This is a genomic window from Acinetobacter junii CIP 64.5, from assembly GCF_000368765.1.
Lineage (GTDB): Bacteria > Pseudomonadota > Gammaproteobacteria > Pseudomonadales > Moraxellaceae > Acinetobacter > Acinetobacter junii.
The window spans coordinates 1,947,709-1,961,641 of sequence record NZ_KB849655.1; the positions used below are offsets into that span (position 1 = coordinate 1,947,709).

Annotated in this window: 7 protein-coding genes, 2 tRNA genes, 2 rRNA genes and 1 pseudogene; 9 read left to right on the plus strand and 3 right to left on the minus strand. The window is 42.3% G+C overall.

All coding sequences use genetic code 11. From position 1 onward, the window contains the following. The first annotated feature begins 11 nt into the window (after positions 1 to 11). On the plus strand, positions 12 to 896 hold the full coding sequence (locus F948_RS14785) for an MBL fold metallo-hydrolase (protein WP_004965282.1): 885 nt from the start codon (positions 12 to 14) through the stop codon (positions 894 to 896). 46 nt (positions 897 to 942) lie between these two features. Here F948_RS14785 and dnaK read toward each other — a convergent pair whose 3' ends face one another. From dnaK to F948_RS14800, 3 genes are all read right to left on the minus strand, one after another. Further along, positions 943 to 2,886 (minus strand): molecular chaperone DnaK, encoded by a 1,944-nt coding sequence (gene dnaK / locus F948_RS14790; protein ID WP_004914462.1) that lies wholly within the window; start codon positions 2,884 to 2,886, stop codon positions 943 to 945. A gap of 149 nt (positions 2,887 to 3,035) precedes the next feature. Continuing rightward, the gene (gene grpE / locus F948_RS14795) at positions 3,036 to 3,581 is read right to left on the minus strand and encodes a nucleotide exchange factor GrpE (protein ID WP_004914460.1); all 546 of its coding nucleotides are present in this window, start codon (positions 3,579 to 3,581) and stop codon (positions 3,036 to 3,038) included. A gap of 159 nt (positions 3,582 to 3,740) precedes the next feature. Beyond that, positions 3,741 to 4,634: a LysR family transcriptional regulator gene (locus tag F948_RS14800; RefSeq protein WP_004914457.1), complete on the minus strand. Its 894-nt coding sequence runs from the start codon at positions 4,632 to 4,634 to the stop codon at positions 3,741 to 3,743. Positions 4,635 to 4,742: 108 nt separating this feature from the next. Between F948_RS14800 and F948_RS14805 the strand changes: the two are divergent. The 8 genes and pseudogenes from F948_RS14805 (at position 4,743) to F948_RS14840 (ending at position 13,890) form a co-directional block, all read left to right on the plus strand. Next, a pseudogene (locus F948_RS14805) lies at positions 4,743 to 5,597 on the plus strand (MBL fold metallo-hydrolase). A gap of 389 nt (positions 5,598 to 5,986) precedes the next feature. Next, complete coding sequence (locus F948_RS14810; protein WP_004914451.1) at positions 5,987 to 6,223, plus strand: hypothetical protein; 237 nt, start codon at positions 5,987 to 5,989, stop codon at positions 6,221 to 6,223. A gap of 357 nt (positions 6,224 to 6,580) precedes the next feature. After that, a complete protein-coding gene (locus F948_RS14815) occupies positions 6,581 to 7,651 on the plus strand; it encodes an alpha/beta hydrolase (RefSeq protein WP_004965292.1) in 1,071 nt (356 codons plus the stop codon). Positions 7,652 to 7,781: 130 nt separating this feature from the next. Next, positions 7,782 to 8,330, plus strand: a complete 549-nt coding sequence (locus tag F948_RS14820; protein WP_004965294.1) for a peptidylprolyl isomerase — start codon at positions 7,782 to 7,784, stop codon at positions 8,328 to 8,330. Positions 8,331 to 8,756: 426 nt separating this feature from the next. After that, positions 8,757 to 10,293: ribosomal RNA gene (locus tag F948_RS14825) — 16S ribosomal RNA — on the plus strand. 59 nt (positions 10,294 to 10,352) lie between these two features. Next, positions 10,353 to 10,429 (plus strand) — tRNA-Ile (locus tag F948_RS14830). Positions 10,430 to 10,499: 70 nt separating this feature from the next. Continuing rightward, positions 10,500 to 10,575, plus strand: a tRNA-Ala gene (locus tag F948_RS14835). Positions 10,576 to 10,999: 424 nt separating this feature from the next. Next, positions 11,000 to 13,890: ribosomal RNA gene (locus F948_RS14840) — 23S ribosomal RNA — on the plus strand. Together the 16S and 23S rRNA genes with 2 tRNA genes alongside form the textbook arrangement of a ribosomal RNA operon. Positions 13,891 to 13,933: the final 43 nt, after the last annotated feature.

Consider the following 13,933-nt stretch of genomic DNA (forward strand, 5'->3'; position numbering starts at 1 on the left):
AAGGAATGCAGATGCGCAACTATTTATTAAAAGTACCTGATCACCAGTGGAATGCAAGTTCACCAGCAAAAAGTAGTATCCAAAATTTAAAGATTCAATACTTGGGAACAGCAGGATTTATACTTTCAGATCAACATCGAACTATAGTTTTGGATCCTTTTATTAGTCGTCCGAATTTTTGGCAAACATTCACGCAACCTTTGCTCAGTGACCCAACTTTAGTCAAAAAATATATTCCAAATGCCGATGACGTGTTAATTGGGCATGCGCATTACGATCATATCTTGGATGCACCAGAGGTATGTAAACAAACAGGTGCACGCCTAATTGGTTCTCAAGCAACCTTAATGTATGGACGATCAGCAGGTTTGTCTGAATCGCAAATGCTTGAAACAAAGGGACGGGAAGTCATTGAATGTGGGCAATGGCAAGTTGTTGGACTGCCGTCGATTCATGGCAAAGCATTGTTTGGTCGGGTGCCATTACCAGGGGATATGACTACACCGCCACCTTATCCACCGAAATTTCATCACCTACGGCATGGTCAAGTGTTTAATTGGTGGATTAATACGGGGTATCTTCGCGTTGTACACATTGATTCAGCTGATTTTATTGAACAAGAATTACAAGGTAGGCAAGCAGATATAGTCTGTTTATGTGCGATTGGACGCAAATATCGCCCGAACTATGTCAAAGATGTCGTGCGCTTGCTGAAACCTAAATACATTATTCCATGTCATTGGGATACGATGCTGACGCCTATTGATCAATTACCTAAATTATTACCTGGTGTGAATATCCCTGAATTTTTAGAAGAAATAAAAGCTTCTGGAGTCGAACCATTATTTATGCCGATTTTAGGTGAACTATATTTCGATCAAAATAATGAATCTTAAAATAAAAAAAACCGCGCTTTCGCGCGGTCTTTTTTAAAGAGACAAATTATTTTTTGTCATCTTTAACTTCTGTGAACTCAGCATCTACAACGCCATCGTCCGCTTTTTGTTGTTGACCAGCATCACCACCTTGGAATGCATTTGGATCAAAACCTTCTGCGCCGCCAGCACCTTGCGCTTGTTCATAAGCACGTTGAGTGATTGGCATCAAGATGTTTTGTAAAGCTTCAGTTTTTGCTTTGATGTCTTCAACATCATTTTCTTTAGTTGCTGCTTCAAGCTCAGAAACCGCAGTAGCGATTGCAGTTTTTTCATCTTCAGTCACTTTGTCACCTAGATCTTTAACTGCTTTGTTTGAGCTAGATACTAAAGCATCTGCTTCGTTACGAGCTTTCGCTAACTCTTCAAATTTGCGGTCTTCTTCAGCATTCGCTTCAGCATCTTTAATCATTGCTTCGATTTCAGCATCAGACAAACCTGAGTTCGCTTTAATCTGGATTGATTGCTCTTTACCAGTGCTCTTATCTTTAGCCGATACTTTTAAGATACCGTCAGCGTTGATGTCGAACGATACTTCAATTTGCGGTACGCCACGTGGAGCAGGTGGGATATCGCCTAATTGGAAGTTACCCAACAATTTGTTTTGTTGAGCCATTTTACGTTCACCTTGGTAAACCGAAATATCTACAGCAGGCTGGTTGTCAGCAGCAGTAGAGAACACTTGTGATTTCTTCGCAGGAATCGTAGTGTTCTTCTCAATGATTGGTGTTAATACACCGCCCATTGTTTCGATACCTAAAGTTAATGGTGTTACGTCTAATAGAAGAACGTCAGTTTTGTCACCAGACAATACAGCACCTTGAATCGCAGCACCGATTGCAACCGCTTCATCAGGGTTCACGTCTTTACGTGGCTCTTTACCAAAGAATTCTTGTACTTTTTGTTGTACAAGTGGCATACGAGACTGACCACCAACTAAAATTACGTCAGAGATGTCTGAAGTCGAAAGACCAGCATCTTTAAGCGCGATTTTGCAAGGCTCGATTGTACGAGCAACTAAATCAGCAACCAAACCTTCAAGTTTTGCACGCGTTACATTGATCACTAAGTGTTTAGGACCAGTTGCATCAGCGGTGATGTATGGAAGGTTGATTTCAGTTGCATTTGATGAAGAAAGCTCGATTTTTGCTTTTTCGGCAGCTTCTTTCAAACGTTGTAACGCAAGTGGATCATTTTTCAAGTTCACACTTTGTTCTTTCTTAAATTCTTCAACCAAGAATTCAATTAACGCGTTATCAAAGTCTTCACCACCAAGGAAAGTATCACCATTTGTTGATAACACTTCGATTTGCTGGTCGCCATCAAGGTCTGCGATTTCAATGATTGATACGTCGAATGTACCACCACCTAAGTCGTAAACTGCAACTTTACGGTCGCCTTCTTTCTTATCCATACCGAACGCAAGCGCCGCAGCAGTTGGTTCGTTAATGATACGTTTAACATCAAGACCTGCAATTTTACCTGCATCTTTAGTTGCTTGACGTTGCGCATCGTTAAAGTAAGCAGGAACGGTAATTACCGCTTCAGTAACGGTTTCACCTAAATAGTCTTCTGCAGTTTTCTTCATCTTTTTCAAGATTTCAGCCGACACTTGTTGTGGTGCCAATTTTTTATCGTTAACTTCAACCCAAGCATCACCATTGTCTGCTTTGATGATTTTATAAGGTACAAGACCGATATCTTTTTGTACCGCTTGGTCTTCATAACGACGACCGATTAAACGCTTAATCGCGAATAATGTATTTTTCGGGTTGGTTACAGCCTGACGCTTAGCACTTTGACCCACTAAGATCTCGCCATCTTTATAAGCGATGATCGATGGAGTTGTACGTGCGCCTTCAGCGTTTTCGATTACTTTTACTTTATCGCCTTCAAGTACAGCAACACATGAGTTGGTAGTACCTAAGTCAATACCAATAATTTTCGCCATTTGGTGTGTTCCTCTAAAATTTTGTTGCAATGTTTTGCTTGTTATTCGATATGAGAGTCAATCGGTTTTTTTCAAGCATTTTTATGAAAAAAAATCAAAAAACTCTCAAATTCCTCCATTTTTGAGCAAAAAACGCTTGCTCACACGCATTATTGACCCACCATCACCATCGCAGGACGAAGTAAACGTCCATTCAGGGTATAGCCTTTCTGCAACACCGTACCAATCTCATTGGCCTTGGCATTTGGATCGATACCTACCGCTTGGTGTAAGTCAGCATTGAAGCCATTTTGGGTATTCGCCTCAACCACGCCAAATTTTTCCAGTGTGGTCAAAAGGGATTTTAGGGTCAATTTCACGCCTTCGAGTACAGGTGTTTGTTCATCACCAGCGGCTTGAATCGCACGTTCAAGATTGTCGACTGAATCCAACAACTCTTTAGCAAATTTCTCAAGAACGGTATCTTTGTGTTTTTCCGATTCACGCTGGATACGTTCAACACTCTTTTGTGCTTCGTACACGGCATTTGCGGTACGGGCTTTTTCAAGTTTCAAGCTTTCTTCGAGTTTGGTGATTTGCGCTTGTAAATCTTCAACGCTAAGCTCGTTTGCTTGCTCTACACCTTCAGCTTGAGTTTGTTCAGTTTGTTGCTCATTTTGAATGTCTTGAGCTTGCTCATTTTGCTCATTAGCCATTGATGATCTCCGTTGAAAAAAGTTCTTAAACATGTACAGTCCTTTTGGCGTGAATGCTCATAGGGTTAAACCCGAACTGCCACATCTTGTTCATTCATAGATAGGGATGAAGTATGGGCAACACGACAAAATTCAAGCGTTCAGGTTGATTTAAATCTTTTAATTTTGCTGATTTAAGTAAAAATTTAAGTTTTCGATGACAAAAGCAATAAATTCTTGTGTGATTTTCGGTAAATGTTGCCTTGATGCATAGACTAACGACAAGGTTAGGTCAGGTGCAGAAAAATCTGTAAATACCTGTTGCAAACGATGTTGTGCTATATCCTGACGCACCAATAGCGTTGGTAACATGGCAATGCCTTCTGCTTTGAGACACATTTGATAGAGCGCAATCACATCATTACTTTTAAACGTAACATTTAATGGATAATTCTGAGGTTGTTGATCTGTATCAAACAAAGTCCAATACTGATTATGCGTATGGTGGGCTATACATTCATGCTGAATCAGTTGGCTTGGGTGTGAAAGGGGAGTGTGATCTTGTAAATAATGTGGATGCGCACAAAAGATAGATTCAATATCACAAACAGGACGAGCAATTAAACCATCAGCAACTTTTTGTGTAATTCTGAGTGCAAGATCAAACTGAGCATCCATCAAATCAACCGTATTTTCAGTTAAATACACATCAAAATGAATGTGTGGATATAATTTTTTAAATTGCTTAATGCATTCATTTACCCCTAGTTGAAACAAAAACAAACCACAAGTAAAACGGATCGTACCACTATGTTGTTCAGGTGCAGCCAAACCTTCAAGCAACTGTTGCTGCTGTAAAATATTCTCACAATAGACCAAGGCTTTTTCACCCGCAGGGGTAAGAGAAACTTTACGTGTATTACGCTGAAATAGGCGAGTAGAAAAGGTTTGTTCCAAGTGTTCAAGATAGCGTGACACCATCGCTTTCGAATAGTCTAAATGTTCCGCTGCTTTACTCAAATTGCCTTGTTGAGCAATACATACAAAAACTTGAATGGCTTTTAAAGTATCCATATAGAATTCTTATTGTTGCAATTTATGCAACATTTTATCTTAATTTAGGGTGTTTATTTGGCAACAATTGCAACTTAAAGTGTTTCTTATCAGATAGGAGACATATTAATGAATATCAAATCATTCACACTTGCACTAACTGCATTAGCGGCAACATCAACAAGCTTTGCACAGGATTTAAAAATTCAGAACTTCCTAGCAAAGCCTGAACATTTTGGCGTAACTTCAACATTAATCGAAGGTGACAAAGAAGTCTTACTGGTCAATGCGCAATTTTTCTAAATCGGAAGCTTTACGTATTGCGGCAGATATTTTAGACAGCGGTAAAACTTTAAAAACAATTTTTGTCAGTTACGGTGACCCTGACTTCTATTTTGGCTTAGATGTATTTAAACAATATTTCCCAAACGTGCAAATCATTGCAACACCTGAAACGGTAAAACATATTCAAGATACGCAGGCTTTAAAAGTTGCTTATTGGGGACCCAAAATGGGAGCCAATGCACCGAGTCAAATTATTGTTCCGCAAGCGTATACGGCTAAGATCTTAAAATTTGAAAATGAAAATATTGAGATTAAGGAAAAAATGAGCTGACTTATTTGTGGATTCCAAGTGCTAAAGCCGTTGTAGGCGGTATTCCAGTCTCTTCCGGGATTCATTTATGGATGGTAGACACCCCAACAACAAAAGATCGTAACGAAGTGGTACTGGCATTAGAAAGTATCAAATCATTAAAACCGAATGTTGTTGTTCCAGCACACATGAAAGCGGGTGCAGCAGAAGGATTGGATGCAGTTAACTTTTCTATCGATTATTTGAAGCAATATGAGAACGCAGCAAAAGTTACGAAAACATCGACTGATTTAATTCAAATGATGCAAAAAGAATATCCAACTTTAAGCGAATCAAGCAGTTTGGAATTAGGTGCTAAAGTGGTAAAAGGTGAAATGCAGTGGCCTTAAATTCGCTGTAAACGAAGAAAACCGTGATTAATTTTCACGGTTTTTTTATTTTTAATACATCTATTGTTAACTCAAACTTTTTAATTGTAAGTTTTTAGCAGTGTTAATAGCACTTTGTATAAATGATAAATATTGAAGATAAGACTATATTTGTATGATCTGATCCGAATCGTATTGCAGAAAAATAATAAATTATAAATATTTAATCTAATTCAAAGAATTGCAAAATTAAGTGAATGCTCATCTAAACTGGTTTAATAAAAATTGCAAAACAATACGGCTTAAACAACAAACTGCAACCAATCCTCACCACGTTCATCGAAAAAATTGTGAATCATAGGCAACGCAAAGACAACTTTGCTTTTTGTCATAATGGAAGGAAATATACAATGAAAAAGTTAGCCCTAATCTCTATGGTTGTATCTGGTGTTGCATTCACAGCTGTAGGTTGTTCAACACAAGGTGGTCTTGATGCTTCTGGTTCAGCACAAACTAGCGTTAGCCCTTCAGGCGTACAAGGTGGCGTAGGTGTACAAGCGGGTTCATCTGTTGATGTTCAACCTGGTGGTGCTTCAGCAGGTGTTTCTGGTTCTGTTTCAGGCTCAGCAGATGCTTCGGCACAATAATTTCTTCGTTCTTGAGTAAAAGATATGATTAATTGGTGCGATAGATGCCCAATCCAATTGATCAAAATGTACTGCTATACATTGCATCAATTTACTTGTTAAGCACAAATGGATCTTGATCCAGAGGATGAGAGTGAATAGAAAAAATTCTCATCCTTCAATGACACTCATGAAGCATTTTTTGACATAGATTGGCAAAATAATCAGTTTGGATTAAGCAGAATAGTTAATGACTTTTTAAGCTTAGCTCTTTAGCGTACATCATATTTTTGAAATCTTGATCTTGATCTCTGGCTTTATAAAAGCATATAGTCGGAAAGAACAAGAATTATGAACAGTGCGATAAAGGGGACAAACGTGACAGCATTACCTCAGAAAATTCAAACGATTTTAGATAAAGGACAAGGTACAGCTGCACGTGCATTAGATAAACTTCCCAAAATAGTTCAAGAATCTCTCGCAAAAGTTTTAGGTTATCCTTATCAATATCCTGACTTAGACGCCTTTACCAAGTGCTTAATGGCGGTGCAAATTAAACAAGGGCGTATAGGGTTTATCGGGGAAGATCCAATTGAATCACGCCGCCAGTTTGATGCACAAATGTTGGCTATCCTAAACAAAGCGACACAGATTGAATCGGTAGAAGACATTCGATTACCTTTACAAAGTGGAACAGTCTTCGCTAGACATTATCATCCTGCACCCAATAAAAAACTACCTATGATCTTGTTCTATCATGGTGGTGGTTTTGTGGTTGGTGGATTGGATACTCATGATGAGGTGTGTCGACTCATTGCCAAATATGCCAAAGTACAGGTATTAAGTATCGATTATCCACTTGCACCTGAAGCTTCTCCGCAACTTTTAATCAAATCATGTGAAGATGCATTAGCATGGGTCTATCAGAATCGCCGACAATTAAAGATTTATAAAAATAGAATTGCTGTTGCTGGTGATAGTGCCGGCGGAAATATCAGTACAGTCGTTGCACAACACACAGCTGGTAAATCTTATGCTCCACAAGCTCAATTACTTATATATCCAGTTGTAGACTTCAAAAGTAGACATCCATCATTTTATGCATATGGTGAAGGGCTAGTATTGACGAGTAAGGATGTTGATTATGTTACTCAGTATTATGCGACTCAACACAACATCGCTTTGGATAATCCACTGATCTCTCCAACCTATGGTAATTTGAGAAAGCTAGCACCTGTGTATGTTATTACAGCTGGGCATGACTTGCTTCATGATGAAGGGGAAATTTACAGCCATAAATTGAGACAAAGTGGAGTCAAAGTTCAATATGTAGATTATCCAGATCAAACACATGGATTTATCAATTTGACACCTATTTCTAGTAAGGCTAAGCGCAATACAATCGAAATAGCCAAGAACTTTAGAAAATTTTGGGATAAGCATAGCTGATTCAAAAAATGCCGATGTTTCACGTGGAACATCGGCATGCTTTAATTAACAATTAGAAATAGCAAAATTATAGATAGAAAACTAAAATCGGTACCCATTCTAAATAGACTTTAAATTGAGAACAGTAATCATGAAAAAACTATTCCTCGCAACCAGTTTGGTTTTAGCAAGTAGTCAGCTATTTGCAAATACAATTATTGATATGAAAACCTCAATGGGGAATATTGAAATTGAACTTTTTAATGATAAAGCACCCGTATCAGCAAAAAATTTTGAGAGTTATGTAAAAAGTAACTTTTATGCTGGAACCATTTTTCATCGAGTCATCCCAGGATTTATGATTCAAGGTGGGGGGATGGATGCCAATATGATTGAGAAGGCAACTAAAGCTCCAATTATTAATGAGGCAAATAATGGTATCAAAAATGCACGGGGAACTTTAGCAATGGCACGCACGAGTGATCCTAATTCTGCCACGAGTCAATTTTTTATTAATGTTGCTGATAATAGCTTCTTGAATCGTTCAGCTATGGATGCAGGTTATGCCGTATTTGGTAAAGTCACCAAAGGAATGAATGTTGTTGATAAAATCGTAAATGTGCCTACAGGTAATTATGGAATGCATCAAAATGTACCAAAGCAACCGATTAAAATTATCAGTGTGCAAATAAAGAAATAATAAATAAATTAAAAGAAAATTTAATTTATTTATTTAAATTCAATATTTTAATTTGATTTTTGCTGTATTTTTATGGGTGTTGTGGGTAAAAAAACAACACTCGTCACAATCTTTTTCTAAAAACACTTGCGCACCAAAAAAAACCTCCTATAATGCACACATCCCGACGCAATGAAGCAAATAACTTAGCTTTAAACGGTTAAGTTGATTAACTTTATTGTGTTGAATTTTTCACTGACGAGGTGAAAAAAGATCATTAAGAGAATAGAAGAACAACTTGTGTGGATTTTTACTGGTTGATCGATCGAAATAATTTTCATTGATTGAATGGTAGAAATTTCTCGAAGTTTATTTGAGCGAATTTTTAGTCAGAAAATTGATGAGCCAGAATTAGCACCTTGTCTTAACTAAGGTGCAAAATGATTTTAACTGAAGAGTTTGATCATGGCTCAGATTGAACGCTGGCGGCAGGCTTAACACATGCAAGTCGAGCGGAGATGAGGTGCTTGCACCTTATCTTAGCGGCGGACGGGTGAGTAATGCTTAGGAATCTGCCTATTAGTGGGGGACAACATTCCGAAAGGAATGCTAATACCGCATACGTCCTACGGGAGAAAGCAGGGGATCTTCGGACCTTGCGCTAATAGATGAGCCTAAGTCGGATTAGCTAGTTGGTGGGGTAAAGGCCTACCAAGGCGACGATCTGTAGCGGGTCTGAGAGGATGATCCGCCACACTGGGACTGAGACACGGCCCAGACTCCTACGGGAGGCAGCAGTGGGGAATATTGGACAATGGGGGGAACCCTGATCCAGCCATGCCGCGTGTGTGAAGAAGGCCTTATGGTTGTAAAGCACTTTAAGCGAGGAGGAGGCTACTGAGACTAATACTCTTGGATAGTGGACGTTACTCGCAGAATAAGCACCGGCTAACTCTGTGCCAGCAGCCGCGGTAATACAGAGGGTGCGAGCGTTAATCGGATTTACTGGGCGTAAAGCGTGCGTAGGCGGCTTTTTAAGTCGGATGTGAAATCCCCGAGCTTAACTTGGGAATTGCATTCGATACTGGGAAGCTAGAGTATGGGAGAGGATGGTAGAATTCCAGGTGTAGCGGTGAAATGCGTAGAGATCTGGAGGAATACCGATGGCGAAGGCAGCCATCTGGCCTAATACTGACGCTGAGGTACGAAAGCATGGGGAGCAAACAGGATTAGATACCCTGGTAGTCCATGCCGTAAACGATGTCTACTAGCCGTTGGGGCCTTTGAGGCTTTAGTGGCGCAGCTAACGCGATAAGTAGACCGCCTGGGGAGTACGGTCGCAAGACTAAAACTCAAATGAATTGACGGGGGCCCGCACAAGCGGTGGAGCATGTGGTTTAATTCGATGCAACGCGAAGAACCTTACCTGGCCTTGACATACTAGAAACTTTCCAGAGATGGATTGGTGCCTTCGGGAATCTAGATACAGGTGCTGCATGGCTGTCGTCAGCTCGTGTCGTGAGATGTTGGGTTAAGTCCCGCAACGAGCGCAACCCTTTTCCTTACTTGCCAGCATTTCGGATGGGAACTTTAAGGATACTGCCAGTGACAAACTGGAGGAAGGCGGGGACGACGTCAAGTCATCATGGCCCTTACGGCCAGGGCTACACACGTGCTACAATGGTCGGTACAAAGGGTTGCTACACAGCGATGTGATGCTAATCTCAAAAAGCCGATCGTAGTCCGGATTGGAGTCTGCAACTCGACTCCATGAAGTCGGAATCGCTAGTAATCGCGGATCAGAATGCCGCGGTGAATACGTTCCCGGGCCTTGTACACACCGCCCGTCACACCATGGGAGTTTGTTGCACCAGAAGTAGGTAGTCTAACCGCAAGGAGGACGCTTACCACGGTGTGGCCGATGACTGGGGTGAAGTCGTAACAAGGTAGCCGTAGGGGAACCTGCGGCTGGATCACCTCCTTAACGAAAGATTGGTGACCGGTAAGAATCCACAACAAGTTGTTCTTCGAAGATGTATCTGAGGGTCTGTAGCTCAGTTGGTTAGAGCACACGCTTGATAAGCGTGGGGTCACAAGTTCAAGTCTTGTCAGACCCACCACTACTGACGAAGTGATGAATAATCACAAGCTGCTAGATAAAAAGATATGTCGTTCATTATGATTAAAGCTGGGGACTTAGCTTAGTTGGTAGAGCGCCTGCTTTGCACGCAGGAGGTCAGGAGTTCGACTCTCCTAGTCTCCACCAAATTCGAGGGTAAACAAAGCAACGCTTTGTCCGAGAATTTAAGCAAACAGCTATGCTGTGCGCAGGCACACATAGAACGAAGCTTGGAGCTAAAGATTACAGAACTTAGTAAGCAAATAGCTTCTTAACTTCTGTGATTTATCACAGTTTACTACGCACCGACGAGGTGGTAGTTAATCATTAACAGATTAGAAAATTGAGTCTGAAATAAATTGTTCAAACTCGATTAAATAGGAAGATAACAAGTAATTGTTAAATTAATATTTAATCTGAGAACTAGCAAAAACACTGAATCAAGCGTTTTGGTATATGAATTTAGATTGAAGCTGTATGGTGATTAAATTCACAGACAACAAACCAGTAGCAATTAAGTTTGCAACGATAACACTCACTTGTATGTGTTAACGACTGTTTGGGGTTGTATAGTCAAGTAATTAAGTGCATGTGGTGGATGCCTTGGCAGTCAGAGGCGATGAAAGACGTGATAGCCTGCGAAAAGCTCCGGGGAGGCGGCAAATATCCTTTGATCCGGAGATTTCTGAATGGGGGAACCCACCCGCTATAAGGCGGGTATCATAAACTGAATACATAGGTTTATGAAGCGAACGAGGGGAAGTGAAACATCTCAGTACCCTTAGGAAAAGAAATCAATTGAGATTCCCTTAGTAGCGGCGAGCGAACGGGGAGCAGCCCATTAAGTTATGTGTGTTTTAGTGGAACGCTCTGGGAAGTGCGAACGTAGAGGGTGATATTCCCGTACACGAAAGGGCACACATAATGATGACGAGTAGGGCGAGGCACGTGAAACCTTGTCTGAATATGGGGGGACCATCCTCCAAGGCTAAATACTCCTGACTGACCGATAGTGAACCAGTACCGTGAGGGAAAGGCGAAAAGAACCCCTGTGAGGGGAGTGAAATAGATCCTGAAACCGCATGCATACAAGCAGTGGGAGCCGACTTGTTCGGTGACTGCGTACCTTTTGTATAATGGGTCAGCGACTTATATTCAGTAGCGAGGTTAACCGAATAGGGGAGCCGTAGAGAAATCGAGTCTTAATAGGGCGTTTAGTTGCTGGGTATAGACCCGAAACCAGGCGATCTATCCATGAGCAGGTTGAAGGTTGGGTAACACTAACTGGAGGACCGAACCCACTGTCGTTGAAAAGCCAGGGGATGACTTGTGGATAGGGGTGAAAGGCTAATCAAGCCTGGTGATAGCTGGTTCTCCCCGAAAGCTATTTAGGTAGCGCCTCGGACGAATACCATTGGGGGTAGAGCACTGTTTCGGCTAGGGGGTCATCCCGACTTACCAAACCGATGCAAACTCCGAATACCAATGAGTACTATCCGGGAGACAGACTGCGGGTGCTAACGTCCGTAGTCAAGAGGAAAACAATCCAGACCGCCAGCTAAGGCCCCAAAATTATAGTTAAGTGGGAAACGATGTGGGAAGGCATAGACAGCTAGGAGGTTGGCTTAGAAGCAGCCACCCTTTAAAGAAAGCGTAATAGCTCACTAGTCGAGTCGGCCTGCGCGGAAGATGTAACGGGGCTAAAACTATGTGCCGAAGCTGCGGATTTGACATTAGTCAAGTGGTAGGGGAGCGTTCTGTAAGCCGATGAAGGTGTATTGAGAAGTATGCTGGAGGTATCAGAAGTGCGAATGCTGACGTGAGTAACGACAAAACGGGTGAAAAACCCGTTCGCTGAAAGACCAAGGGTTCCAGTCCAACGTTAATCGGGGCTGGGTGAGTCGACCCCTAAGGCGAGGCCGAGAGGCGTAGTCGATGGGAAATTGGTTAATATTCCAATACTTCTGTGTAATGCGATGAGAGGACGGAGAAGGTTAAGTCAGCCTGGCGTTGGTTGTCCAGGTGGAAGACCGTAGGCATGCATCTTAGGCAAATCCGGGGTGCTCTATGCTGAGAGTCGATAGCAAGCTGTACTTGTACAGTGAAGTGGCTGATACCATGCTTCCAGGAAAAGTCTCTAAGCTTCAGTTACACAGGAATCGTACCCGAAACCGACACAGGTGGTCAGGTCGAGTAGACCAAAGCGCTTGAGAGAACTCTGCTGAAGGAACTAGGCAAAATGGTACCGTAACTTCGGGAGAAGGTACGCTGCTGACGGTGATGGGACTTGCTCCCTGAGCGGTTGGCAGCCGCAGAAACCAGGCCGCTGCAACTGTTTATTAAAAACATAGCACTCTGCAAACACGAAAGTGGACGTATAGGGTGTGATGCCTGCCCGGTGCTGGAAGGTTAATTGATGGGGTTAGCGTAAGCGAAGCTCTTGATCGAAGCCCCAGTAAACGGCGGCCGTAACTATAACGGTCCTAAGGTAGCGAAATTCCTTGTCGGGTAAGTTCCGACCTGCACGAATGGCATAATGATGGCGGCGCTGTCTCCAGCAGAGGCTCAGTGAAATCGAAATCGCTGTGAAGATGCAGTGTACCCGCGGCTAGACGGAAAGACCCCGTGAACCTTTACTGCAGCTTGACATTGAACTTTGACCTTACTTGTGTAGGATAGGTGGGAGGCTTTGAAGTTGGAACGCTAGTTCCAATGGAGCCGTCCTTGAAATACCACCCTGGTAATGTTGAGGTTCTAACTCTGTCCCGTAATCCGGGACGAGGACCATGTCTGGTGGGTAGTTTGACTGGGGCGGTCTCCTCCTAAAGAGTAACGGAGGAGTACGAAGGTGCGCTCAGCGTGGTCGGAAATCACGCGTAGAGTATAAAGGCAAAAGCGCGCTTAACTGCGAGACCCACAAGTCGAGCAGGTACGAAAGTAGGTCTTAGTGATCCGGTGGTTCTGTATGGAAGGGCCATCGCTCAACGGATAAAAGGTACTCTGGGGATAACAGGCTGATACCGCCCAAGAGTTCATATCGACGGCGGTGTTTGGCACCTCGATGTCGGCTCATCTCATCCTGGGGCTGAAGCAGGTCCCAAGGGTATGGCTGTTCGCCATTTAAAGAGGTACGCGAGCTGGGTTTAGAACGTCGTGAGACAGTTCGGTCCCTATCTACCGTGGGCGCTGGAAATTTGAGAGGATCTGCTCCTAGTACGAGAGGACCAGAGTGGACGAACCTCTGGTGTACCGGTTGTCACGCCAGTGGCATCGCCGGGTAGCTATGTTCGGAAGGGATAACCGCTGAAAGCATCTAAGCGGGAAGCCTACCTCAAGATAAGATTTCCCTAGGAATTTATTCCTCTAAAGAGCCGTTCGAGACTAGGACGTTGATAGGTTGGGTGTGGAAGCACGGTGACGTGTGAAGCTGACCAATACTAATTGCTCGTGAGGCTTGACTATACAACACCCAAACAGTTGTTGTATTCAAGATAAATTCAATACA